The sequence below is a fragment of the Streptomyces virginiae genome (assembly GCF_040638905.1).
GTDB classification, from domain to species: Bacteria; Actinomycetota; Actinomycetes; order Streptomycetales; family Streptomycetaceae; genus Streptomyces; species Streptomyces virginiae_B.
Map to the genome: position 1 here is coordinate 122,071 of NZ_JBEZYV010000008.1, position 24,446 is coordinate 146,516.

Here is a 24,446-nt window from a genome sequence, read left to right on the forward strand (position 1 = left end):
AGTGTCACCTGTGTCACCCGAGTCACCCGAGTCACCCGTGTCCGCGACGAGCCCGTCCGGACGCCCGCTGCGCCCGGTGGTGTGGAAGTTCGGCGGCTCCTCGGTCGGCGACATGGACCGGCTGCGCCGGGTCGCCCAGCGGCTGGTGGAGGCCAGGCGCGCGGGGGCGGACGTCGTCGCGGTCCTGTCCGCGATGTCGGACACCACCGACGACCTGCTGGAGATGGCGAACGTCCTCACGGCGCAGCCCGACGCCCGGGAGCTGGACGCGCTCCTGGCCGTCGGGGAATCCATGTCGTGCGCACTCGCCGCGATCGCCGTGCACGAGCTGGGCGAGCGCGCCGTCTCCCTGAACGGCCGCCAGGCCGGAGTGCTGACCGACACCGCGCACGGCAACGCCCGTATGCAGTCCATCGACCCGGCCCGGATCGTGGCCGCCCTGGAACAGGGCCTGATCGTCCTGGTCACCGGCTACCAGGGCGTCACCGACGACGGTGACGTCACCACGCTGGGCCGCGGCGGCTCGGACGCCTCGGCGATCGCCGTGGCGGCCGCGCTGGGGCTGCCCGAGTGCGACATCTGGACCGACGTCGCGGGGGTCTTCACCGCCGACCCCCGGGTGGTCCCCGACGCGCGGCGCCTGGACCGGCTCAGCCACGAGGCGATGCTCCAGCTGGCCGAGGCGGGCGCCCAGGTGATGCAGCCGCGAGCGGTGGAGCTCGCGGCGGCCCACGGTGTCGCCATCCACGTCCGCTCCTCGTTCACCGGCGAACCCGGCACGTGGATCACAGAAGTCAGGGAGGAGAACGACATGTTCGAGACGGCCAGAATCATCGGCGTCGCCCACCGCCGGCACGACCCGCTCTACCAGGTCGACGGCCTGACGCCCGCACAGGTGTCGGCGGCCCTCGCCGGCCACGGCCTGCCGGTCGGATCCATCATCGGCAGCCCGGGCGAACTCCGGTTCACCTCGCCGGGAGCCGAACCGCAGGCGGTCATCGCCGCCCTCGGTGACATCGGCGCCGCCGTCGCGGTCCACGACGAGGAGCTGGGCAGTGTGAGCGTGGCCGGGGACGCCTGCGGCAACCGGTCCGAGGTCACCCTGCGGATCCTGGAATCCCTGGAAAGCACGGGGATCCGGCCGGTGCTGGTCACCAGCACCCCCAGCCGGGTCTCCTGCCACGTCGCCTCCGGAGCGGTCGACGAGGCCGCCCGGGTCCTGCACAGCGCCTTCGGCCTGCACACCGACGCTGCGGCCCCGCAGCCCGTCGGCGTGGCCCTGGCCAACTGAGGAGGCGGGAGCATTGACCACCACGCAGGGGCGCCAGGACACCGCGGGCCGACGCGGCGTCCTCGCCAACCAGGACTTCGTCAAACTCTGGAGCGGGCAGACGGTCTCCCTCGTCGGCTCGCAGGTGACCGACATCGCGCTGCCGCTGGCGGCGGTCATCACCCTGAACGCCAGCGCGTTCCAGATCGGCCTGCTCAACGTCGCCAGGTTCGCACCGTACGTACTGGTGACCCTGCTGGCCGGAGTCTGGTTCGACCGGCGGCGCAGGAAGCCGACCCTGATCGCGGCGGACGCGGTCCGGGTGCTGCTGATCGGCGCCCTGCCGCTCGCCCACCTGCTCGGCGTGCTCTCGCTCCCGTGGCTCTACGCCGTCGGGTTCATGGCCGGCGTGGCGACGGTCCTGTTCGATGTGGGGATCCTCTCCTACATCCCGGGACTCGTCGACAAGGACGACCTGGCGGACGCGAACAGCAAGATGACGGCCAGCTACTCCGTGGCCGGCATCGCCGGCCCCGGGCTGGCCGGCTTCCTGGTCGGCGCGCTGACCGCGCCCGTCGCGCTGACCGTCGGCGCCGCCACCTACCTGGCCTCGGCCGTCGCCCTGTGGTGGATCCGCAGGCCGGAGGCCGAACCCGAGCAGCCCGCCGAACCGAAGTCGGTACGCGCCGACATCGCCGAGGGCCTCCGCACTGTGGTCGGCAGCCGCATCCTGCGGCACCTGGCCACCCAGTCGGCCGTGTTCAACCTGTTCGAGAACGTCATGACGACCGTCTTCCTGGTCTACGCGGTCAGGACACTGGAGCTGAGCCCGTTCCAGCTCGGCCTGGTCGTCGGCGCCGGCTCGGTCGGCGCACTGCTGGGCGCGACGTTCTCCGGACGGATCAGCAAGCGCCTGGGCTTCGGCCCGGCACTGCGCCTGGTCACGCTGCTGGCCTGCCTGTCACCCGTACTGCTGCTCGTGCCCGGCGGCACCGGCCTGCTCTCCCTGACGGTCCTCGGCGCGACGCTCGCCGTGCACGGATTCAACCTGGCCGTCTTCAACGTCAACTCGCTCACCCTGCGCCAGACCGTCACGCCGGCCCGCCTGCTGGGCCGGATGAACGCCAGCTACCGGCTCATCCTCTACGGCACGATCCCGCTCGGCGCGCTGCTGGCCGGCTCGCTGGCCTCCGTATTCGGGCTGCGCACCGCCCTGGCCGTCGGCGTCGCGGGCATCGCGCTGCCGGCGGCGTGGATCACCTTCTCGCCCGTCTACCGGCTGCGGGAGATGCCCCAGGGTCCCGTCGACGTGGACCAGCCCACAAGCGTCGCGTAGTCACGCGCGGCCGAGTCGTGACCGCGCCCCGGACGCTGCACCATCCACTGCCTGAAAGAAGGACCACCCAGTCATGTTGACCGATTCCCAGCGGGCCGCGCTGACCGCCAGGCTGCGTCGCACGGCCCCCCCGATCTCCTCGATCCCCCGCCGCTCGCCCGCGCTGCAGGACCTGCCGCTCTCGTACGGACAGGAGCAGCTCTGGTTCATCGACCAGCTGGCTCCCGGGGAATCCACCTACACCATCGCCGGCGCCGTACGGATGACCGGCGCCCTCGACCGCGCCGCCCTCGGTACGGCGCTGGACGCCCTCGTCGCCCGCCACGAGGCCCTGCGCACCCGCCTGGTCACCGTGGACGGCGCGCCGGTCCAGGTGATCGACCCGGCCGCGCCGGTCGAGCTGGCCTTCGTGGACCAGCGGCACGTCGCCGCGGACGAGGTCGAGGAGGCCTGGCGCGCGACGGCCCAGAAGGAGACGGCCCGCCCGTTCGAGCTGGACCGCGGCCCCCTGTTCCGCGCGCTGCTGCAGCAGCTGGCCGACGAGCACCACGTCCTGCTGATAACCGTCCACCACACCGTCTTCGACGGCTCCTCCTTCCCCGTGCTGCTGGCGGAGCTGTCCGAGTCGTACTCCGGCGCCGTCGCCGGCACGGCCGCGCAGCTGCCCGAACTGCCCATCCAGTTCGCCGACTTCGCCGTCTGGGAGCGCGACCGGCTGCAGGGCGAGACGCTGCAGGAACTGAGCGAGTACTGGAGCGAGAACCTCAAGGGCGCGCCCGTACTCCAGCTGCCGACCGACCGCCCCCGCCCGCTGGTCCAGACGTACCAGGGAACCACGGAGTCCAGGGACCTCGGCGACAAGGTCCTGACCCGGCTCACCGCGCTGGGCCGGGACGAGGGCGCCACCCTGTTCATGACCCTGATGGCCGCCTACCACGTCCTGCTCCACCGCTACAGCGGCCAGGACGACATCGTGGTCGGCACCGTCAGCGCCAACCGCAGCCGCCCCGAACTGCAGCCGGTGATCGGCTACCTGATCAACACCCTGCCGGTCCGGGTCGACCTGTCCGGCGACCCGACCTTCCGTGAGGTCCTGGAGCGCACCAAGACCGCCACGCTGGGCGCCTTCGGACACCAGGACCTGCCCTTCGCCAAGATCGTGGAGGCCGCCAAGGCTCCCCGCGACCCCTCGCGCTCGCCCGTGTTCCAGGTCGGCTTCATGCTCTCCGACGACCAGAAGCGCGACCTCCGGCCCGGCGGCATGACCTGGGCCTCCGAGGAACTCCCCGCCGAGGCAGCCAAGTTCGACCTGCTGGTCTCCGCCGTCGAAAGCGGCGGCCGGCTGGGGCTGAACCTCAGCTACGCCACCGCCCTGTACGACGCGGCCACCGCGCAGCGCCTGCTGGGCCACTTCGAGACGCTGCTCGACGGCCTCCTGGCCGAGCCCGACGCCCGCATCTCGCAGCTCCCGATCATGACCGAGGCGGAGCTCCACCAGGAGCTCGTCACCTGGAACAGCGACAAGGCCGACTTCCCCGACTGGAACCTGCACCAGGCCTTCGAGGCCAAGGTCGCGGCGCACCCCGACGTCATGGCCGTCGAGCTCGACGGCGAGGGCCTGACCTACGCCCAGCTCGACGCCCGCGCCAACCAGGTCGCCCGGCGGCTGCGCGAGCTCGGCGTCGGCCCGGAGGCGCTCGTCGGCGTCAGCATGCAGCGCACGGTGCGCCGCATCGTCGGCCTGATGGGCATCCTCAAGGCCGGCGGCGGCTACGTGCCGCTGGACCCGGAGTACCCGGCCGACCGCCTCGCCTTCATGGTCGAGGACGCCAAGATGACCGTGGTCCTCACCGACGAGGCCAGCGCCTCCGCGGTGCCGACCGACGACGTCACGGTGCTGGACCTGGACCGGTCCTGGAACGAACTCACCGCTCTGGACGACAGCCCCGTCGAGGCCCTCGCGAGCCCGTCGAACGTCGCCTACGTCATCTACACCTCGGGTTCGACCGGCCGTCCCAAGGGCGTGGTCGTCGAGCACCGCAACGCCGTCAACTTCTGCTACGCCGAGATCGAGTTCTGGCCGCTGGGCCCGGGCGACCGGATCCTGCAGTTCGCCTCGCTCAACTTCGACGTCTCCGTCCTGGACATCTTCGGCGCGCTGCTCTCCGGCTCGACCCTGGTCCTCGGCAGCACGCAGACCCTGCTCTCCCCGCCGCGCCTGGCCGACCTGATCCGCGGCGAGGGCATCACCTTCATGTGCCTGCCCCCGGCCGTGCTGAACCTGCTGGCCGAGGAGCAGTTCCCGAGCCTGCGCGTCGTCATCGCCGGCGGCGAGGCCTTCTCCTCCGAGCTGGTCCGCAACTGGGCGCGCCCCGGCATGCGCTTCATCAACGGCTACGGCCCCACCGAGACCACGGTCGGCTCGACCATGGCCCGTTGCCAGGACGACGGCATCGACCCGCCGCCGATCGGCCTGCCCCTGACGAACTACACGGCCTACGTGCTGGACAAGCACCTCAACCCGGTACCGGTCGGCGTCGCGGGTGAACTCCACATCGGCGGCGCCAGCGTCACCCGCGGCTACCTGGGCCGGCCGGAGCTGACCGCCGAGCGCTTCGTCACCGACCCGTTCAGCGAGGTCCCGGACGCGCGCATGTACAAGACCGGCGACCTGGCGCGCCGCCTGCCCGACGGCAACCTCCAGTACCTCGGCCGTCTCGACCACCAGGTCAAGATCCGCGGCCTGCGGGTGGAGCTCGGCGAGATCGAGGCCGTGCTCGCCGCCCACCCCTCCGTCGCCCAGGCCATCATCATCGTCGGCGAGGACCAGGCCGGCCAGAAGAACCTCATCGGCTACGCCCGGACCAACCCCGACGCGCCGGCCGTCACCGTCGGCGACCTGCGGGGGCACCTGGGCGAGCAGCTGCCCGCGTTCATGGTCCCCGCCCACCTGGTCATCCTCGACACCTTCCCGCTCAACGCGAACGGCAAGGTCGACCGCGCCGCCCTGCCCGCTCCCGACGGCCCCGGCGACTCGGGCGACTACGTCGCCCCGCGCACCATCCTGGAGACGGTCCTGGCCGACATGGTCTCCGACGTGCTCAAGCTCCCGCGGGTGGGCATCGAGGACAACTTCTTCGAGATGGGCGGCAACTCCCTCCAGGCGATGCAGGTGATCACCCGCCTGCGCAAGGACCTCGGCGTCGACACGGACGTGACCGCGATCTTCCTCGCGCCCACGCCCGCCCGGCTCGCCGCGACCCTGGTCGCCAAGCACGGTCTCGAGGACGCCCCGCTGGACGAGCTGGACGACCTCGACGCCCTGGAGGAGGCGGCCGGCCCGGCCGCCCCCAACACCGGGGCCGTCGCACCCGGTTCGGACATCATCGTGCCCCTGTCGGAGCGCACCGACGGCGACCCGCTGTTCCTCGTCCACGCCGTCGGCGGCACCGTGTACCCGTACTTCGGGCTGATGCAGGAACTCCAGGACCGCTACCGGGTGCTCGGCGTGCAGGCCTCGGGCCTGCGGGCCGGCAGCGAGCCGCGGCAGGACCTGAAGGAGATGGCCGACGCGTACACCGAGGCCATCCGCCAGGCCCAGCCGTCGGGCCCGTACCGCCTGGCCGGCTGGTCGATGGGCGGCCTGCTCGCCCTGCAGATCGCCCGCCGCCTGGAGGCGTCGGGCGCCGAGGTGGCCCTCGTCGGCCTGCTGGACACCCCGTTCTCCGCGGACGACGTCTCCGGCGTGAGCGAGCAGGCCTTCGCCGCCCAGTTCGTCCTGGACGGCGCCCGGGCCCTCGGCCCCGACGCGGGCGAACTGCCCGACCCGGAGACCACGCCGGTGGCCGAGCAGCTGCGCTGGTTCGGCGAGAAGCTGACCGGCGGATCGGGCGACACCGAGGAGGTCCAGGAGGACATCAACCGCAGGTTCCAGGTGTTCAAGGCCCACATCACCCTGATCGGCGGCCACCGCCCGGAGCCCGTGGCGGCCCCCGTCCTGGTCGTGTCGGCCGAACAGTCCCCGGACCTGTCGGCCCTCTGGACCGCCCTCCTCGGCACGGACACCCGAACCGTCCGCGTCCCCGGCGACCACTACACCTTCCTGCGCGCCCCCGGCGTCCAGCTGGCCGCCAAGGCGCTCCTCGCCGCCGACGAGGCCTGACCCGAACGGCCCGGTGCGCGGCACCCCACCCCGCCGCGCACCGCCCGCCGAAGCACACCCCACCCTGAACGACGAAACCCCAGGCCGGAACGCATCCGGCCTGGGGTTTCCCCATGAGCCGCCTTCGCTCAGCAGGACGGGCACGCAAGGGGCACGCAGGATGGCGCGCAGATCATCGCGTTCCGCCCCCGACTGGTCAGGGCATGAAAAAACCCCAGGTCACGGCGAGTGAGTCCTGGGGTTAATCCGAGCCGCCTTCGGGATTCGAACCCGAGACCTACGCATTACGAGATGTCCGATCCCCTTCCACGGCCATCCGCAGACGTATCCAGCGAACCCAAATCACCTAGTCGAAGCACGTCCTGGACGTCAACAGCCACCCGCGTACGATCCCGGATCCGGTCCCAACCGAGCCCACAACTGAGACACAGCTCAGCCTGCAGCCGGCGCCTGACCGACCCTCCGGTCATCACTCATCTGGCATCGCTATCTCTCTAGACTGCTCACTCGCCCTGCCGCGGCATCTGGTTTGACCAGACGGTCCGTCACCTCCTACCCCCCGTTGTCAGTGGCGTCTGTCATCCTGCTCACACTGTGCCAACACCGTGGGGATCGGGGGGGGTCGTGGCAAAGAGGACGAGGCAGCAGGCACGGAAGAAGGCTGTTAAGCAGCAGCCGGGAATTGCCATCTATCACGACATGAAGGTCTACGAGAATTTCGAGCGCTCAGCTCTTCGAATTTTCGAGATGGTGAAACAAGCCGAGAAGACAGCACCCGGTGTCCCCAGATATCTTTACATCGACATCCAGGGGCACAGGAATTCGGCAGGCGGTTATGATCATGACGCATTTGAACTAATTCATGACTTCGCTCTTGAATATCTCGGCAAGTATCTCACCGAAGTCAGCACCCCTCTAATTCACATCCGGAAAGGCAGCCAACAGAACGACATCCCGAACCGTCTGGCATTCAACTATCCCGACGATGGCAGCAAATATGGATACGATGCAGATTCTCTAGAGATCCAGCCGCGCGAAGTTTTTCCAGCCGAACGAAAGACCCCACCCACGGTTCGTGCAATCGTCAACTACCTCGGCCTAGAAGAGGCGGCATGCCTCGTTTGCTGGGCTAAGCCTGTCGAACGAGCGCATGTTGTACCGAGCGCACTTGGCGGTTCCATGGACGTAAGGAACTTCGCGTTGCTGTGCAAGAAACACCATGCAGAGGCGCCGGATGTCGCCGACGCGGAGAGTTTCTGGGCCTGGGTGGACTATGCAGAGATCAGGGACACACCCGACAAGTGGGCTGCCGCGCCCGACGACATCAAAAAATGGCTGCGTCAGCACAACGTGCGGGTGGACAGCGATCATCGAGAGAACCTGTCGTTTTTCTCCTTGGTCAAGGAAGAGCTCAGGTCTCTTTACGGGTGGACGGAAAGCGACTTCAAGTCGGCACAATGGGCGGAATTGATGGACGAATTCCATAGCGTTCTCGACGCTGCAACCGGACGCCACTTCTCCATCGATAAGAAAGTTTCAACATATGCATGGGCTTACGACATCGCCTTCCGGCGAGCAAAAGGCGAGGCCGCCGCGATCATACGTAACAAGCCATAAGAAGCGAATAGGGGGAATCGCGAAGCGCCATCGCCTTCCCGACCGTTCCTGTTGACCGGCAGCCTGGACTGGAACACCCATGGTGCAGGCGTCGGCCGGTCATGGCACTGCTACGAGCCGACTCGTGAAGCCGCTGCACCGGAGCCGCTCGTAGGCCACGGAAACGGCGGGCGGAACGTCCTGGTGGATCAGGAACCCCTGCTGGGGGTAGATGAGCAGCCGCTGCTGGGCGCCGACGAGCATGTCGAAGACCAGCCGGGGATCCTGGATGGAATCCACATACTCATTGAGCGTCATCGGCGCGGAGGCGCTGACGACCTCCACCTCCGGCCAAAGCTTGCGGGCCGTCGCGTAGGCCCGACGCTCCTCGTACGGCTTGCTGACCAGGAGCACGGACTCGACGTGAATGCCCCTCTCCACGAGCAGCGCACGAGAGAAACGGATGTTCTCGCCCGTGTTCCGCGCGTGCGGCTCCACGAGAATGACAGGGGCAGGTACGCCCAGCTCAATAGCCCGCTCACGGTAGTGCTCAGCCTCACCGCGGGGCATCCGCTCGCGGGTCGTTCGGCTTGTGGCGCCGGTGAACACGATCAGCGGCACCATGCCGCGGTGGTAGAGGTCGGCCGTGACCTCCGCGACCCCCAGGTCGTGACTACCGAGCCCGATCGCCACAGAGCAGGGCCGTGGCTCATGGTGCATCTGCTGGTAGTCCCAGAGCCGCTCGGCGTCGGCCCAGTTCTGTGCAGAGATCACGACGCTCCCTCTTTGGCGGAGTCGGGGACCTGGAAGTCGTAGGCCCACGCGAAGCGAGTGGCGGCGTGCAGGCCGACGGCGAACTCAACGACGGTGCCGTCCGCCGTGTACGTGGTGCGGTGGAGTTCAACGACCCACTCACCGGGGGCGAGCTGGAGCAACGTCGCCTCTTCCGGCGTCGCGACCCTCGCGAACAGCTCCTCACGCATGTGGTCGATCTCGTAGCCCGCGTCATAGAGGACGCGGAACCCGCCGCCACGGCCGGCGGGCCCCGGGGTCGGATCAACGATGCGTGTTCCCTCGACGTGCTCGGGCCGGTAGTAGCTGGTCAGGGTGTGCGTCGGCTGATCGCCTTCCTTCACAAGCCTGGCCCGCGCATACACCTCGGCCCCTTCGGGAAGCCCGTGCGCTGCTGCCACCAGCGGAGGCGCTGGCACACGGCTGACGCTCTGCGTCTGCTCACCGCGCTTGTACGCACGGCCTGATGCCACGCGGTCGGCGATGAACGCCACCTCGTCGCCGTCCCGCCACTTCGCCTTGTCATACCGGGCAATGCCCAGACGCTTCAACGGGGCCTGCTGCCGCACGACCGTCCCGTGGCCCCGTGACGAGGTCACCAAGCCCTCGGCTTCGAGCGCCTTGTACGCCGCGTGGACCGTGGATTTCGAGCCCTCACCCGCGTCGACCAGGTCGCGGATGTGCGGTAGCTGCTGGCCAGGCGCGTAGTCGCCCCGTCGGATCTGCTCCGCCAGCTTGTCTGCCAGCTCTCGCCACTTCGGTGCCACGCGAACTCCTCTCGATGGCTCCAGTCAAACACAGTCCCAGGACTGTTGACAGTCCTGGGACTGCGAGTCCATAGTCATCCACAGAAGCTCGCAGTCCTAGGACAGCGAACTGGAGAGGGGCCCTTCTTTGGGTTGCTCTCGGCGCCCGGAGAGCCCCGTGAGGGACCCCTCGAAGGAAGCGGCGGTTCTTTGAGAACTCAACAGTGGACGTGAATTTGAGTGTCAACCTTCCGGCCTAGCCGGACCGGTTGCCTCCTCCGCCCGTCCGGCGCTTCGGCGCTCGTACGGGCGGGGTGGGGGAGCTGGAGTTCTTCCTGCTTCACAACGACGTGCAGCCCCGGTGCGGGAACACCGGGGCTGCTGTTCGGGCCCGTTCCTGTCTGAGAGGAGCAAGACCCAATGAAGTCCATCGTTGCACGTCACACGGGTGTTACCCCGCTGCCGGCCGACCTGGAGCCGACGGACGCGGAGCTGAACGAGATCGAGGCCGAGATGGACGTGGTCCTGGCCGAGGTTGAGTTGCTGGACGCGCTGATCGTCCTGCTGGACCGGCCGGCGTCCGAGTTCGACGGCCGCCGGATCCGCCGGGCCCACCACCGCGTGCTGACCGCCCGCCGGGACGCGGCCAACCGCGCCACCGGCACGCAGGTCCCGGGGGACGCGGCATGAGCGAGCGCACCGAAGCCGCTCACGCCGACCTGCTGAACGCGATTGCGGAAGCGCTGAACCTGCCGCTGCCGTCGATCGCGGCGGCGGACGAGCGGGACTACCACCGGCTGTTGGAACGCCGGGCTCTCGCTGTACGGATCACCCTGGAGGCGAACCGGGCCGTCAGCCGGGACCCCCGGCTGGCCGCGGACGCGATCCGCATCCGGATCGCCGAGGAGCCCGTCACCTACACCCCGTGGAAGGACGAGAGGGACGGGGACGCCCGGTGAACGGCCGCCCGCCGCTGGAGCAGATCGCGGCATTGTCGGGTCTGCTGTCGCGGCTGACGCGGGTCCTGGTGGCCGTCGCCTCGGTGGCGCTGGTCTTCACCGCGTCGAACGTGACGATGTTCGCCATCGACCACCACGTGTCCGTGTGGATCGCGTGGCTGCTCGATCCGATGGTCGCGGTCGCGCTCGGTACGGTCCTGATTTTCGACGGTCGTCTGTCGGAGTACGGCCTGTACCCGTCGGGTTGGGCGACGGTGCTGCGCTGGTTCGCCGGTCTCGGCACGTGGGTGATGAACTGCTGGACCTCGCTCTGGCCGGCCGGATCCTCCTTCGGGATCCCCCGGCAGGTTGACCCAGCAGGTCTCGTCCTCCACTCCGTCCCCCCGGTCCTCCTGATCGTTCTGGCCGAGGCCATCAGCCACTACCGGCACCAGATCCTGACCAAAATCACCGACCTGCAAGCCCAGGTGGACGCCGGGGTGGACGAGGTGGAAACCACACCCGCCACCACCCCTTCCACCCCGCCCCCCGACCCCGCGCCGGTGGCTGCGACGCCGGATCCGGTGGCGGCGCCGGTACGGGCGATTCCGCTGGTCATCTGTGGTGACCGGCAGGTGTTCCACCCGCTCTTCCCCCTGGCGTCCACCCCCGTCCACCGCAAGGAGCTGGAACCGGCCCGGCTGTCGGCTGAGGAGGCGGCGAACGTGATCCGCGCCTGCTGGGTGCAAGGCACGTCCCTGCCGGAGGCGGCCCGGCTTTCCACCCGTTCCACCTCCTATGTCCACAAGATCTACCAGCGACTGAACGAGTCCCGCCAAGCCGGCGACGTCCTCACCGTGACGGTGTCCTGATGGCCACCGCCACCGTTCCCGTCTACCGGTGGCGCCTCGCCCCCGACGGGCTCGCCACCCGCCGGCAGCTCCGAGCGCTGGGCCTGCGCCCCGGCGGACAGGACGTCGTCGCCCAGGTCGAGCGGCCCCGCTACCGACGCGGGCCGCTGGTCGCCTACCTGTACCGGATCGAGTTGGCGCTGCCCATCCGCGCGATGACGGCGGCCAAGGCTGCCGCGCTCGCCAAGGCCAACACCGCTCGCCGGACCTGCCCCACCTGCCGACGCGACGCGGGGTACGTCATCCCGGCCTCACTTGGCATGTGCGTGCCCTGCGCCTACCCCGAAGAACAGCGCGCCGCCTGAACATCCCGTCGTCCTGACCTGCCTGTATCAGCAGGGCCCGGCCATCGCCTCCTACAGCCACCGGCCGGGCCCCTCATCCCCCGAAGGGGGCTCGTACAGCATGACCGAGACCGTCGTCGAAGTAGTACCGCAGACATCACCCGATCCAACTCCGCCCGCATCTAGGGGCCCTGAGGCTTTGGCGCCGTTGCCGGGTGTTCCGCTGGCCGTGGCCGGGGCGAATGCCCTGGGTGCGGTGGCGGCCGGCGCGGTGACCGTGGGCGGCCCGGCCGGGCTGGCCGTGACCGGCGCCGTCATGGGCGCCGCCGCGGCCACCGGCCTCGCCCGTCGCATCGCCGCCCGCCGGGCGAAGAACAAGCCCAAGTCCCTGCCCAAGCAGCGCACCCCGGCCGGCGGCCGGGACCGGCCCTCACCCTCGCCGGGCGGTGCGGGCGGTGGCCACAGCCGCGGGCCGCGTTCCGGTGGTCTCCTCGGCAAGGGGCCGGGGTCTTCCACCGCTGGTCTGCGGGCGATGGCCCGCAATCTGGGCCGTCACCGGGCCAAGAGCCCGTCCGCCGGTCCGCAGACTCCCGGCACGGCGAAGACCGCCCCGCCCGCGGGCGGCTCACCCAAGAAGCACAACACCAGCCCCAACACCCCCTCGTCCCGGCCCCTCTCGTCCGGCAGCGCCAACAAGCCACAGCGCCGCCCTGGCGGGCTGGTGCAGGCGGCCCGGCGGGCCGCGGTCAGCGCGGCTGCCGGGGCGATCCGAGCCGGGCACGCCCGCTACACCGCAGGCGCCCCGACCCGGAACGGGAAGGCCGCCGAGCGGTCGGCTCGCCGTGTGGCGAAGGGTGAGGCGAAGGCCCGCCGTCAGTCCGGGCTCGACCCGGCCGGCAACCCCACCCCCAAGACCGCACCTGCGGCGATACGGCAGAAGGCACTGCGCCGCTCGGCGCTGCGGCACGCCGCCCGGATGACCGGCAGTGCGCTGCTGGCCGCGGGGGCGGGGTTGGTGTCGGGGGTGTGGAACTGGAAGAAGCCCGGTGTCGCCACCCGTCACGTGCGGTCGGTGTGGCGGCGGTTGGCGGGCCGGGCCCGGCAGGTGCGGGCCGCCCGTGACGCCGCCATCAACGGCACCTCCAGCGACGGCACCGAGCCCGAGGTTGCAGTCCCGGCGACGCAGGTGAACAACCCCAACCGCCCGAAGGACCGAGTGCTCGCGCCGGTTCAGCAGACAGTCCAGGCCCGGCCGGTTGTGCTGGCGGGGGCCGATCGTAGTGGAGGCACTGTGTCCGAGTCCGGTACCGCGTTCACCCGCCTGTCCGACGCCGCCGAGGTCATGCTCCAGGCAGCGTCCACCTTCGACCCCGAGTACATGGCCGAGTTCCAGGCCCTCATCGACGACCTCCCCGAGGCCATGTCGACCGTGCAGGAAACCCTCCGCGTGCTCGCGGAACTCTCGCAGGAGAAGCTCCCCGTCGACCCGCTGGTGGTGGAGGAGATCGGCGAGGGCTACCGCGCCATGAGCCGCGTGGTCAGCGCCCTCGACGAGGTCGGCACCGTCTACCGCCGCGTCCACGCCGAGGACATCGAGCGCATCGAGAACCCCCGCAACGGCATCGACGGCGAACGCCGCTGGAACGTCGGCTGACCCCTCACCCCCTGCACCGCTCGTTCGGCCCGCCGCCCACAGCCTGTGGGCGGCGGGCCGCTGTCATCGCAAGGAGAGAACACCTGTGAGCAGCAACAAGAACACCGTGCGGGTCGACTGGAAGGCCCCGCACGGCATCCTGACCGGCACCCTGAACGCCACCGCCGGAACCTTCGTCACCACCGCCCTCGCCCACTCCGCCGGCATGCCCTCCGGCTACGCCCTCGCCGCCAGTGCGGCCGGAGCGGTCGGCTCGTCGGTCGCGGGCTGGCGCAACCGGCTGACCGGCGCCACCGTCGCCTTCCGCGCCGCGTGCTGGACCGCCGCCGGCACCTGGTCCTGCTGGGCTCTCGGCAGCGCGGGCCCGATGACCCTTGCCGGTCTCGGCTCGCTCCTCGTCGGCGGAGTCGCGACCGGGACACTTGCGGCGGGGTTCGCGGCGCGCGAGGAGACCGAGCAGGCCCGGCGCCGCATGCTCCTGTCCATCGGCACCCGCCGGGCACTCGCCGCCGAGTGGATCGCCCGCATCGCCCGCGTCTGCCGGGTCGAGGATGTGACCGTGCTGGGGATCGAGCACTGGCCGTCCGGCATGGGCTACACCATCGAGATCGAACTCCCCGAGGGCGGCGTCACCCGCAAGCACGTCGCCGACCGCACCGACGCCCTCGCCTCCGACCTCGACCTCCCCGACGGCTGCGGCCTCCAGGTCCTTCCCGGCATCTCCCGGCGCCGTCTGCTGATCGAGGTGGCGACCAAGACCTACCAGGGCCAGGAGATCCCGTTCCCGGTGGAGGAGATGGCCGAGACCACCACCGTCAACAACCCCGCCCCCATCGCCCTGCTGTCGGACGGCGGTCGGGCGGAGCTGGACATGCGGCAGGCCTCCACCGTCGTCGCCGGAGGCACCGGCAGCGGTAAGACGAACTGGCTTCAGACGCTGATCGCCCGGCTGCTGCAGACCAACGACACGCTCGTGTGGGTCATCGACCTTAACGCCGGCAGCCTGGGCCTGCCCTGGCTGCACGCCTGGCGTGAAGCGCAGATGGACCCGGAGCGGCGGGAGGAGGTTCCGGCGCCGGGGGTGGACTGGCTGGCCTCCACCCCGGCCGAGGCAAAGCTCATGCTCGAAGCGGCGATCGCCATCGCCAGTGCCCGCAAGATCGCCTACCAGCAGCACATGCGGGACGAGGACGACGACAAACTTCCCGTCTCCCCGCAGATCCCGGAGATCGTCATCATCATGGACGAGAGCGCCGAGGTCTCCGCGACCAAGGCAGCGAAGGAAGTGATGGCCGGGGTCGTGAAGGTCATCCGCGTCGCCCGCGCCATGGCGATCCGCGCCGTCATCTCCGCGCTGCGGGTCACCCAGGACGTCCTGCCGGACCCGATGGTGCGCAAGATGGCCTCCAACCGCGTCTGCACCGGCGCCAACGAGGACTCCGAACTCGGCCACCTCTTCGGCTGGCGCGCCCTCACCGCCGAAAACTCCTTCTCCGGACCGGGATCCATGCTGGTCGGGACCGAGGGCAAGCAGCCCAAGACCGCCCAGCAGTGGCGCATCACCCCCTCCGGCATCGACGCCGTCACCCGCGCCACCGCCCACCGCCGCCCCACCCTCGACACCGTCTCCCTCCAGGCCGCAGGCCCCGCCTACACCGAGCGGTGGAGCACAGACCGGTGCGGCCACCTGTGGGGCCAGCCCGTCTCGACCGGCGCCCCGGCCGCAGCTTCGGGACCGCTGCCGGGCCGCCCGGACGGGCAGTGGAAGGCCACCGCGGGATGGGACCAGCCCCGCCCGGTAGCCACCCCCGGCGCGGACGAGCTGGAGGCCCTCTTCCGGATGCCGTCGGCCGACCCTGAGGCCTGGGCCGAGAGCGACGGGCTCACGGACTGGTCCGACCCGTCCTCGTGGACGGCCGACGGCCCGGTACGGGAACCGGAACAGCCCGACGCCCGGCAGGCCGCACTCGATCTGATCATCGCCGCCGGGCCCGCCGGCACCGGCGCCTCCGCGATGGAACGGGACCTGAAGGACACCTACGGCACCCGCCGGCCGGTGATTCAGAGGTGGCTGAAGGAGTGGGCCGAAACCGGCGAAATCAGCCGCGTCGGGGAGGGCAGCAAGGCCCGCTACGTCCACCGCCGCCACCTCCCCGAAGCCTGACCACTGGCCGCCTGTCTGTCACCTGTCACACCCTCCCCGAACCCCCTCCCTGACGGCTCGGGAGCCTGTCACCCCTGCTGTGACCTGCGGATGACAGGTGACAGACAGGTGACAGGTGACAGACAGGTGACAGGCGCGATGACAGGCATCACCCACCGTCTTCCGCACGCCTGAAGGAGCCCCGACGTGCATGAGCCGAACCGCACGATCACCACCCCCACCACCCGCTACGGCGACCCCGTCCACCGCCCCCGGCCCGTCGAGCCGCACACCGTCCTGCTGCCGACCGAGGTCCCGCCCGGCGTCGACTGGGTAACCCTCCCCAACGGGATCCGCACCCTCGCCTACACCCACCCCCACCCTGGGCCGGTGGCGGAACTGGAACCGGTCCGAGAGTCGATCCCCCGGTGGGCCAAGACGACCGCACTCCTCGCCCCGACCCTCGGCGGCGGGATCGCGGCCGCCGGGTTCGGGATCTCCTACGCCGCCCCCGGAGTCCTCGCCATGGCCGAAGCCCTCTGGGCCACCGTCGCCCTCATCGCCGCCGGCGCCCTCGCCCCGCTCCTCCTCCGCGCCACCCGCAGGACGGGCGGCCGGGGTGCGGGGCCGGTGCAGCACATCACCCAGAACATCAGCGCGTCCGGGATGTTCGGACGCGCCTCCGGCACCTTCAACAACCGCTGAAAGGGCACCACATGCCCCATCCCCTGCCCGAGCGCGTCGGTGACGCGGTCGCGCTTCTCACCGGTACGCGGACCGTCCGCTGCCCGCAGCCGGGATGCCGTGTGTCCGTCCGCTACCGGCACGTCGCCCCCGACGAGGCGAAGCGGCTGATCGACCTGGCCACCGACCACACCCGCCACTGAAATCAGCGAGGGCGGCCCCGTCTCGCCAAAGTCCGGGCCGCCCTCTTCCAGTACCTACTGGAGGAATCCAGCATGGCTCATCAATCCGCATCCGCGCTGCTGACCGCCGCGCTCGATGGCGCCGCTCTCGGCTGGAGCGTGTTCCCGCTCCGGCCGGGCCAGAAGCGACCCGCGCTCCATGGGGAGGACCACTGCCCCGGCGTGGGGGACTGCGCCGGCGGCCACCGCAAGTGGGAGGACCGGGCCACCAGCGACCCGGACAGGATCCGCCGCGCGTGGGGCCGTCTCCCCTTCAACGTCGGGATCGCCACCGGCCCCTCGGCACTCGTCGTCGTCGATCTCGACGTCCCCAAGGGACAGGGCAGTTCGGACGCGCCTGGCGGCGCGGACACCTTTCGAGCGCTCTGCGAGCGCGCCGGGCAGGCCGTCCCGGCCACGCTCTGCGTGCGGACTCCCTCCGGGGGATCCCACCTGTACTTCACCGCCCCGGACGGGGTCCGGCTGGGCAACAGTGCGGGCAGGCTCGGCAAGCTGATCGACACCCGAGCGTGGGGCGGGTACGTCGTCGCACCCGGCAGCGTCACCGTGGCCGGCGCCTACGAGGTGACCGATCCGGTCGCTCCGGCACCGTTCCCCGCGTGGCTGTACGGGCTGCTCGCACCCAAGCAGGCACTGCGGACACTCACCGGCCGTCCCTCCACTGCCAAGTCAGGCCGGTACGCGGCCGCAGCCCTGACCGCGGAGACCGCCTCCGTGGAGTGCGCTGCCCAGGGCGAGCGGAACGGGACTCTGCTGCGGGCCGCACGCGCTCTGGGGCGGTTCATCGCCGTCGGCGACCTCCCCCGGAATGTGGTGGAGGAGGCTCTTCAGGCGGCGGGGGAGTCGGCCGGCATGCCGTCTGCCGAGTGCCGCACGACGATCCGATCAGGTCTGAACTGGTCCATCGCCCGCAACGCGATGCGGCGCACGGCATGACCGGCCGCCCCCGCCCCTCCCTGAAGAGCCTTCCTGCCACCCCCACCGGGGCCCGGTCCGCCGAACCGGCCCGCACCCCAGACGGCGGTGGTGCGCTGAAGGTCGTCGCCGAAGGCGTCCCTTCTGTCTGTCGTCCTGACCCGCGGGTGCGGGACGGCCGGTACGTCGTCGCCGTTCTGCACATCTGCGCCCCGTCCGCGCGGGCGGTGCCCACCGCGCACTCGAAGTGCGAGTGCGGCCACGACCGCAGCGCGGTCGGCCGTAACAACGTCCTCGCCCTGATCCAAGTCCACGAAGACCACCGCGCCGTCTGCCCGCTCGGCCGCGTCGCCAACGCCCGGAGGAAGGCCGCATGACCACCGCCACCGCCACCCCCACCCGTACCGAGCCCGACACCTCCACGGACGGATCCCGGCTGCTGGACGAGGTGGAGGCCTTCCACCGCCGCTTCAACGTCTTCCCCACCGAGGCCGCTTACGTCGCCGTCGCCCTCTGGGACGCGCACGCGCACCTGCTGGACTGCTTCGACTCCACCCCGCGGCTCGCGTTCCTCTCCCCCGAACCGGGGTCGGGGAAGTCCCGCGCGCTGGAGATCGTGGAAACCCTCGTCCCGCAGCCGCTCGTCGCGGCGAACGCGTCCGCGCCGGTCCTGTTCCGGGCCGTCTCCACCCTGGAGACCCGTCCGACGATCCTCTTCGACGAGGTCGACACGATCTTCGGCCCCAAGGCCGGGGACAACGAGCCCCTGCGCGGGTTCCTCAACGCGGGCCACCACCGGGGCGCCGGCATGTGGCGGTGCGTCGGGGACGGCACCAACCAGACCGTCCAGGAGTTCCCCAGCTTCTGCGTGGTCGCCATGGCCGGACTCGGATCGCTCCCGGACACGATCCTGACCCGGTCGGTCATCATCCGGATGCGCCGCCGGGCCCGCAACGAACGCGTCCAGCCGTTCCGCCGCCGCCTGCACGCCCCCGAGGGCCACGCCCTGCGCGACCGCCTCGCCGCATGGGCGGACAGTGTGCGCCACCTCGTCGACGGGGTGTTCCCCGAGATGCCCGACGAGGTCACCGACCGGCCCGCCGACGTCTGGGAGCCGCTCATCGCCGTCGCGGACGCCGCCGGGGGCGACTGGCCGGCACGTGCCCGTTCCGCGTGCGCGCAGATCGTCGCCGCCTCGAAGCAGGACGACAAGGGCAGCATCGGGATCCGGCTGCTGACCGACCTGCGCGACCACGTCCTGAACGGGATCGAGCGGCTGCCCACCATCTCCGTCCTGGACCGCCTCTACGCGCTGGAAGAGGCGCCCTGGGCCGACATGGGCGGCAAGCCCCTGACTTCGCGGGGCCTGGCGAAGATGCTCGGCGAGTACATGACCGGGGACAACAAGCCCATCGAGCCCCGCAACATCAAAAGCGGCGGAGCGGTCCTCAAGGGCTACTACGCGGCCGACCTCACCGACGCGTGGACGAGGTACTGCCCTCCCCCCACCCCCTGAGAATCCGCTACTTCCGCTACCTCCGCTACCTCGCAGGTCACAGGCCTGCCAGAGGTAGCGGATAGCCCAAAAACATCCGCTACCCCACCAGCAACTCCCGCTACCGGCCCGGCCCCCAACGGCCGGGCCGGTCGCGCATCTATCCGCTACCGCTACCCAATCCGCTACCAAAAACAGGCCCTTGACCAGGGCGGTAGCGGAGGTAGCGGCAGTAGCGGATTCCTACGAGCGGGGCGGCCAAGCCCCGTCACTCCGTCGCCGTGGAGGCAACCAGATGACCACCGCCGTCGCTCCCTCCGCCCGCGTCCTCTGCACCGTGGAGGTGGCCGCCGAGCTGCTGTCGCTCGGTCGCTCCACCGTCTACGAGCTCATGGCCGCAGGCGAGCTGCCGTTCGTGAAGGTCGGACGGGCCCGTCGGATCCGCCGGACCGACGTAGACGCGTTCGCCGCCCAGCTCCCGCCGCAGTCCGTCTGATCTCTCAGCGCCACCCAGAGGCGGCCCGGGGACTTCCCGGGCCGCCTTCCGCATGCAGGGAACATCGAGGAGCACATGAGCACCCGCAAGCCGAACATGGAATCGTCCATCTACCTGGGCAGTGACGGGTGGTGGCACGGCCGCGTCACCATGGGCGTGAAGCCCGACGGCGGACCAGACCGCCGGCACCGCCGGGCCAGGACCGAGGCCGCCGTCACGAAGAAGGTCCGCGAGCTGGAGAAGCTGCGCGACGAGGGCCGGGCCGTGAAGGCCGGGCGGAAGCCGACCGTCGCGGAATGGATGGACACCTACCTGTCGACCATCGCGAGCCTGAAGCTCAAGCCGCGGTCCCTGGACGACTACTGGTCCAAGACCCGCAACGACATCATCCCCGGCGTCGGAAAGCACCGCCTCGACAAGCTCGCGCCCGAACACCTGGAGGTGATGTACGCAGCCATGATGGAGGAGGGGCACGCGCCGTCGCACGTAGTCAAGGTCCACCGGATCCTGTCCCGGGCCCTGAAGATCGCCCACCGCCGCAGGCTCATCAACGAGAACGTCGCCACGCTCGTCGACCCGCCGTCCGTCGACGAGACGGAGGCGAACCCGTTCTCGCGGGACGAGTCCAAAGCCTTCCTCGCGGCCGCGGCGAAGCGCCCCTCGTTCATGCGGTGGGCCATCGGCGTCGGCATGGGTTTCCGACAGGGCGAAGCCCTGGGCCTTCGCTGGCAGTACGTCGACCTGGAGCAGGGCCTGTTCCACCCGGCCTGGCAGCTCCAGCGCCTCACCTGGAGGCACGGCTGCAAGAACGCGCACGCCTGCGGCGCTCGGCTCCACCGGTTCGAGCCTTGCCCCGCCGAGTGCTCCACGCACAAGGGCTACAAGCGTGGTTGTCCACAGCCATGCACGAAGACCTGCCGCCGGCACGCCAGCACCTGCCCCGAGCGGAAGGGCGGCGGACTCGCCTTCACCCGGCCGAAGACGAAGAAGAGCCAGCAGCCGGTGCCCATCCCGCCGCCCTTCGTGCCCTACCTCCTGGCGCACAGAGCGAAGCAGGACGAGCAGCGGCAAGCCGCCGGCGAGCTGTGGGAGGAGTGCGGCGCGGTGTTCACCCGGCCCGACGGCCGGCCGCTCGACCCGCGGGCTGACTGGGCGGAGTTCAAGGAGCTGCTCGACGAGGCGGGGATCAGCGATCGTCGCCAGCACGACGGGAGCCGTCACACGGCCGGGACAATCCTCAACGAGTTGGGCATCGACATGCCCACCATCATGGAGATCCTCCGGCACACGCAGATCAGTCAGACGAGGCGGTACGTGAAGGGCCGATCAGAGCTCTCGCGAGAGGCGATGCGCCGGATGGGCGAGGCGTTCATGCCTGGCCCCAATCCGGTGTCTGAGACCAGAACTGAGACCGAGAGCACCCGGGCGGCCCGTGCACGGCGGCGGCGCAAGATCCGGTAAATAGCAAAAGCCCCAGGTCACGGCGAGTGAGTCCTGGGGCTTCTACAGAGCCGCCTTCGGGATTCGAACCCGAGACCTACGCATTACGAGTGCGTTGCTCTGGCCAACTGAGCTAAGGCGGCACCGCTGCGGAGACAAGGATTCCCTTGGAAGGGATCGCTCATCAGCAGCGGCGCCAAGTCTACAGGGTCTCGGCGGGTGCCCCGAACCAGGTTCTGCAGGGGTGAGGCGCAGGTCACGGCCCGGCCGGAGGTCGCACGCACTCCGCCTGTTCAGGCGGCCCGTCGGCGCGTCAGCACTTCTTGCCGTTCTGGGGTGGCTTGCCCTCCAGCAGGTAGCGGTTGATCGCGGTGTCGATGCAGTCGCTGCCGCGCCCGTACGCCGTGTGGCCGTCGCCGTCGTAGGTGAGGAGGGTGCCCGAGTCGAGCTGGCCGGCCAGCGACTGCGCCCACTTGTACGGGGTCGCCGGGTCGCGGGTGGTGCCCACCACCACGATCGGCGCGGCCCCCTTCGCGGTGAGCGGCTCCGCCCGGCCCGTGGGCTTGACCGGCCAGTACGCGCAGTTCAACGCGGCCCAGGCCAGGCCCGCGCCGAAGACCGGGGAGGCCTTCCGGAAGGACGGGAGCGCCGCGTCGACCGCGTCCGGGCTTTGGAAGGCCGCGGGCTGGTCGAGGCAGTTGACGGCGGCGTTGGCGAACATCAGGTTGGCGTACTTGCCGTCCGCCCCGCGCTCGTAGTAGCTGTCGGCCAGGCCCAGCAGGCCCTCCCCGTCGCCGTTCATCGCCGAGGTCAGCGCCTCGCGCAGCTGGGGCCAGGCGTTCTCGTCGTAGAGCGCCGCGATCACCCCGGTCGTCGCGAGGGCCTCGCCGAGCGGGCGGCTCCCGTCGCCGCTGGGCACGGGCTGGGCGTCGAGTTTGCGGAAGAAGTCCTTCAGGCGGGCGGCCACCTGCTCCGGGCTGCCCTTGCCCAGCGGGCAGTCGGGCTGCTGCGCGCAGTCCTTGGCGAAGGAGGTGAAGGCCGTCTCGAAGCCCGCGGTCTGGTCCCGGTTGAGATCGAGCGCGGCGCGGGTGGGGTCCATCGCGCCGTCCAGTACCAGCCGGCCGACCCGGTCCGGGAAGAGGTTCGCGTACGTCGCCCCCAGGAGGGTGCCGTAGGAGGCCCCGACGTAGTTGAGCTTGTCGTCCCCGAGGACGGCGCGCAGCAGGTCCATGTCGCGGGCGGCGTCGACGGTGGAGACGTGCGGCAGGACCCGCTTCGAGCGGGCCTGGCAGCCGGCCGCGAACTCCTTGAAGGCGGCCACCAGGCTCGCCCGCTCGGCCGCGTCGTCCGGGGTCTGGTCCACCTGGGTGTACTTGTCCATCTCCGGGCCGGTCAGGCACTCGACGGGGCTGCTGCGCTCCACGCCGCGCGGGTCGAAGGAGACCATGTCGTACCGGGCCCGGACCGGGGCGGGATAGCCGATGCCCGCGTACGCCTGGAGGTAGCCGATTCCGGAGCCGCCGGGGCCGCCCGGGTTCACCACGAGCGAGCCGAGCCGCTTGCCGGGCCCGGTCGCCACGCGGCGGGCCACTGCGATGTCCACGTCCTCGCCGGAGCCGGGGTTCGCGTAGTCCAGCGGGGCCTTCATCGTGGAGCACTGGAACCCGGGGACACCGCATTCGCGCCAGGTCAGCTTCTGCTCGTAGTACGGGCGCATCGCGGCGGCGTCGGGGGACGGCTGCACCGACGGCGTGCCGCCGGCCTCCCCGCGCGCGGACGCGGCGGCCCGGAGCGTCTCCGGCCCACCCGAGGTGCATCCGGAGAGCAGCAGCCCGGCCGCTGCGATCACGGTCCCGGTGGTACGCAGCACGCGACTGGTGTCCATCCTCGGAGCCTACGTCTTGGCGGAGGACCCGGGCGGGCCCTCTGCGCCGGACGGATACGGGCCTTCCGTGGCTCCCGCCGGGCAACGAACGGACCGGGCCCGCTCCGGCTCCGGCAGCCGGTTCCCCCTTAAGGGTGAGCCGGTCCACGGGAGTGGACCCCGCCCGGCGGGGGGTCAGCCCGCGCGCAGAGACATCGTCATGGCCTCCACCGCGAGGAGGGGGGCGACGTTGCGGTCGAGGGCGTCCCGGCAGGCGATGATCGCCTCGATCCGGCGCAGGGTCCGCTCGGGGCCGGAGGCCCTGGCGATGCGCTCCAGGTCCTGCCGTATGTCCTCATTGGCGATGGCGAGGGCGGAGCCCAGCTGGAGGGCCAGGACGTCGCGGTAGAAGCCGGTGAGGTCGGTGAGGGCGAGGTCGAGGCTGTCGCGCTGGGTGCGGGTCCGGCGCCGCTTCTGCTTGTCCTCCAGCTCCTTCATCACGCCCGCCGTGCCGCGCGGCATCCGCCCGCCCGTCCCGGCGGGGGCGCCCAGGGCGGCCCGCAGCTCGTCGGTCTCCTTGGTGTCGACCTCCTCGGCCACCTGCTTGGCGTCCTCGCCGGCGGCGTCCACCAGCTCCTGGGCGGCCTTGAGGCAGGCTCCGATGTCGTCCACCCGGAGCGGCAGCTTCAGGACCGTGGCCCTGCGCTCCCGGGCCGCCTCGTCCGTGGCCAGCCGGCGGGCGCGGTCGACGTGCCCCTGCGTGGCCCGGGCGGCGGCCAGGGCCACCGCCGGCTCGACGCCGTCGCGCCGTACCAGCGTGTCGGCGACGGCCGCGACCGAGGGAGTGCTCAGGTTGAGGTGCCGGCAGCGGGAGCGGATGGTGGGCAGCACGTCCTCCAGGGAGGGCGAGCACAGCAGCCAGACCGTGCGCGGCGCGGGCTCCTCCACCGCCTTGAGGACCGCGTTGGCGGACTTCTCGTTCAGCCGCTCGGCGTCCTCGACCAGGATGATCTGCCAGCGGCCCGTGGCGGGGGACGTGTAGGACTTGCGGACGGTGTCGCGCATGTCGTCGACGAGGATCTGGCTGCCGACCGCGGCGATGCTGGAGACGTCCGCGTGCGTGCCGACCAGTGAGGTGTGGCAGCCGTCGCAGAACCCGCAGCCCGGCTCACCGCCGAGAGCGCGGTCCGGGCTGGTGCACTGCAGAGCCGCCGCGAAGGCACGGGCGGCGGTGACCCGCCCGGATCCCGGCGGTCCCGTGAAGAGCCAGGCGTGGGTCATCTTCGACGCGGCGGGCGGCGCCGTCCCGTCCGTGGCGGCCGTGACCAGCGCATCGGCATCGCGGGCGGCGGCGGCCAGCTGCGTCTGGATCCGCTCCTGGCCCACCAGGTCGTCCCATACGGACATCCCGCCCACCACCTCTCACTCTCCGTGCACCCATTGTCGCGGGCCCCACTGACAATCCCGTACCGCCGCCG

21 protein-coding genes and 1 tRNA gene are annotated in these 24,446 nt (G+C 70.8%); 17 read left to right on the forward strand and 5 right to left on the reverse strand.

From position 1 onward, the window contains the following. Positions 1-37: 37 nt before the first annotated feature. The 4 genes from AB0F82_RS14090 to AB0F82_RS14105 all read left to right on the forward strand — a co-directional run bounded on the left by AB0F82_RS14090 (position 38) and on the right by AB0F82_RS14105 (position 8,385). The gene (locus AB0F82_RS14090) at positions 38-1,291 is read left to right on the forward strand and encodes an aspartate kinase (RefSeq protein ID WP_362626852.1); all 1,254 of its coding nucleotides are present in this window, start codon (positions 38-40) and stop codon (positions 1,289-1,291) included. A gap of 13 nt (positions 1,292-1,304) precedes the next feature. Then, positions 1,305-2,606: an MFS transporter gene (locus AB0F82_RS14095; RefSeq protein WP_362626855.1), complete on the forward strand. Its 1,302-nt coding sequence runs from the start codon at positions 1,305-1,307 to the stop codon at positions 2,604-2,606. A 73-nt stretch (positions 2,607-2,679) separates the two neighbouring features. After that, positions 2,680-6,768: a non-ribosomal peptide synthetase gene (locus tag AB0F82_RS14100; protein WP_362626858.1), complete on the forward strand. Its 4,089-nt coding sequence runs from the start codon at positions 2,680-2,682 to the stop codon at positions 6,766-6,768. 624 nt (positions 6,769-7,392) lie between these two features. Further along, positions 7,393-8,385, forward strand: coding sequence for an HNH endonuclease signature motif containing protein (locus tag AB0F82_RS14105; protein WP_362626860.1), 993 nt, complete (start codon positions 7,393-7,395; stop codon positions 8,383-8,385). 99 nt (positions 8,386-8,484) lie between these two features. On the opposite strand, the gene AB0F82_RS14110 is transcribed toward AB0F82_RS14105, so the two are convergent. Together AB0F82_RS14110 and AB0F82_RS14115 are read right to left on the reverse strand one after the other, a co-directional pair. Next, positions 8,485-9,138: a YdcF family protein gene (locus AB0F82_RS14110; protein WP_362626863.1), complete on the reverse strand. Its 654-nt coding sequence runs from the start codon at positions 9,136-9,138 to the stop codon at positions 8,485-8,487. Next, on the reverse strand, positions 9,135-9,923 hold the full coding sequence (locus tag AB0F82_RS14115; protein ID WP_362626865.1) for a GntR family transcriptional regulator: 789 nt from the start codon (positions 9,921-9,923) through the stop codon (positions 9,135-9,137). Before AB0F82_RS14115 ends, AB0F82_RS14110 begins: the two co-directional genes overlap by 4 nt. Before the next feature lie 399 nt (positions 9,924-10,322). Here AB0F82_RS14115 and AB0F82_RS14120 point away from each other — a divergent pair, with 399 nt between their 5' ends. The 13 genes from AB0F82_RS14120 to AB0F82_RS14180 all read left to right on the forward strand — a co-directional run bounded on the left by AB0F82_RS14120 (position 10,323) and on the right by AB0F82_RS14180 (position 21,125). Further along, complete coding sequence (locus tag AB0F82_RS14120) at positions 10,323-10,592, forward strand: DUF6284 family protein (protein WP_362626868.1); 270 nt, start codon at positions 10,323-10,325, stop codon at positions 10,590-10,592. Then, on the forward strand, positions 10,589-10,861 hold the full coding sequence (locus AB0F82_RS14125) for a hypothetical protein (RefSeq protein WP_362626871.1): 273 nt from the start codon (positions 10,589-10,591) through the stop codon (positions 10,859-10,861). Before AB0F82_RS14120 ends, AB0F82_RS14125 begins: the two co-directional genes overlap by 4 nt. Next, positions 10,858-11,712: a hypothetical protein gene (locus AB0F82_RS14130; protein ID WP_362626874.1), complete on the forward strand. Its 855-nt coding sequence runs from the start codon at positions 10,858-10,860 to the stop codon at positions 11,710-11,712. The genes AB0F82_RS14125 and AB0F82_RS14130 overlap by 4 nt, the downstream gene beginning before the upstream one ends. After that, positions 11,712-12,056, forward strand: coding sequence for an RRQRL motif-containing zinc-binding protein (locus AB0F82_RS14135; RefSeq protein WP_362626877.1), 345 nt, complete (start codon positions 11,712-11,714; stop codon positions 12,054-12,056). Before AB0F82_RS14130 ends, AB0F82_RS14135 begins: the two co-directional genes overlap by 1 nt. Positions 12,057-12,264: 208 nt before the next feature. Next, a complete protein-coding gene (locus AB0F82_RS14140) occupies positions 12,265-13,689 on the forward strand; it encodes a hypothetical protein (protein WP_362626880.1) in 1,425 nt (474 codons plus the stop codon). An 85-nt stretch (positions 13,690-13,774) separates the two neighbouring features. Further along, a complete protein-coding gene (locus AB0F82_RS14145; RefSeq protein WP_362626883.1) occupies positions 13,775-15,853 on the forward strand; it encodes a hypothetical protein in 2,079 nt (692 codons plus the stop codon). 186 nt (positions 15,854-16,039) lie between these two features. Further along, the gene (locus tag AB0F82_RS14150) at positions 16,040-16,537 is read left to right on the forward strand and encodes a hypothetical protein (protein WP_362626886.1); all 498 of its coding nucleotides are present in this window, start codon (positions 16,040-16,042) and stop codon (positions 16,535-16,537) included. An 11-nt stretch (positions 16,538-16,548) separates the two neighbouring features. Further along, positions 16,549-16,719: a hypothetical protein gene (locus AB0F82_RS14155; protein WP_362626889.1), complete on the forward strand. Its 171-nt coding sequence runs from the start codon at positions 16,549-16,551 to the stop codon at positions 16,717-16,719. Between the two features lie 72 nt (positions 16,720-16,791). Continuing rightward, a complete protein-coding gene (locus AB0F82_RS14160; RefSeq protein WP_362626892.1) occupies positions 16,792-17,694 on the forward strand; it encodes a bifunctional DNA primase/polymerase in 903 nt (300 codons plus the stop codon). Then, positions 17,691-18,050, forward strand: coding sequence for a hypothetical protein (locus AB0F82_RS14165; RefSeq protein WP_362626895.1), 360 nt, complete (start codon positions 17,691-17,693; stop codon positions 18,048-18,050). The genes AB0F82_RS14160 and AB0F82_RS14165 overlap by 4 nt, the downstream gene beginning before the upstream one ends. Positions 18,051-18,607: 557 nt before the next feature. Beyond that, positions 18,608-19,189, forward strand: a complete 582-nt coding sequence (locus tag AB0F82_RS38670; protein ID WP_436842093.1) for a DUF3631 domain-containing protein — start codon at positions 18,608-18,610, stop codon at positions 19,187-19,189. A gap of 274 nt (positions 19,190-19,463) precedes the next feature. Then, positions 19,464-19,664: a helix-turn-helix domain-containing protein gene (locus tag AB0F82_RS14175; RefSeq protein WP_362626898.1), complete on the forward strand. Its 201-nt coding sequence runs from the start codon at positions 19,464-19,466 to the stop codon at positions 19,662-19,664. Positions 19,665-19,739: 75 nt separating this feature from the next. After that, positions 19,740-21,125: a tyrosine-type recombinase/integrase gene (locus tag AB0F82_RS14180; RefSeq protein ID WP_362626901.1), complete on the forward strand. Its 1,386-nt coding sequence runs from the start codon at positions 19,740-19,742 to the stop codon at positions 21,123-21,125. 48 nt (positions 21,126-21,173) lie between these two features. Here AB0F82_RS14180 and AB0F82_RS14185 read toward each other — a convergent pair. The 3 genes from AB0F82_RS14185 to AB0F82_RS14195 form a co-directional block, all read right to left on the reverse strand. Further along, a tRNA-Thr gene (locus tag AB0F82_RS14185) sits at positions 21,174-21,247 on the reverse strand. Positions 21,248-21,417: 170 nt separating this feature from the next. Beyond that, a complete protein-coding gene (locus AB0F82_RS14190) occupies positions 21,418-22,989 on the reverse strand; it encodes an alpha/beta hydrolase (protein ID WP_356810237.1) in 1,572 nt (523 codons plus the stop codon). Positions 22,990-23,163: 174 nt separating this feature from the next. Further along, entirely contained in the window at positions 23,164-24,375 is a 1,212-nt protein-coding gene (locus AB0F82_RS14195; protein WP_362626904.1) for a DNA polymerase III subunit delta', read from the reverse strand. Positions 24,376-24,446 lie beyond the last annotated feature (71 nt).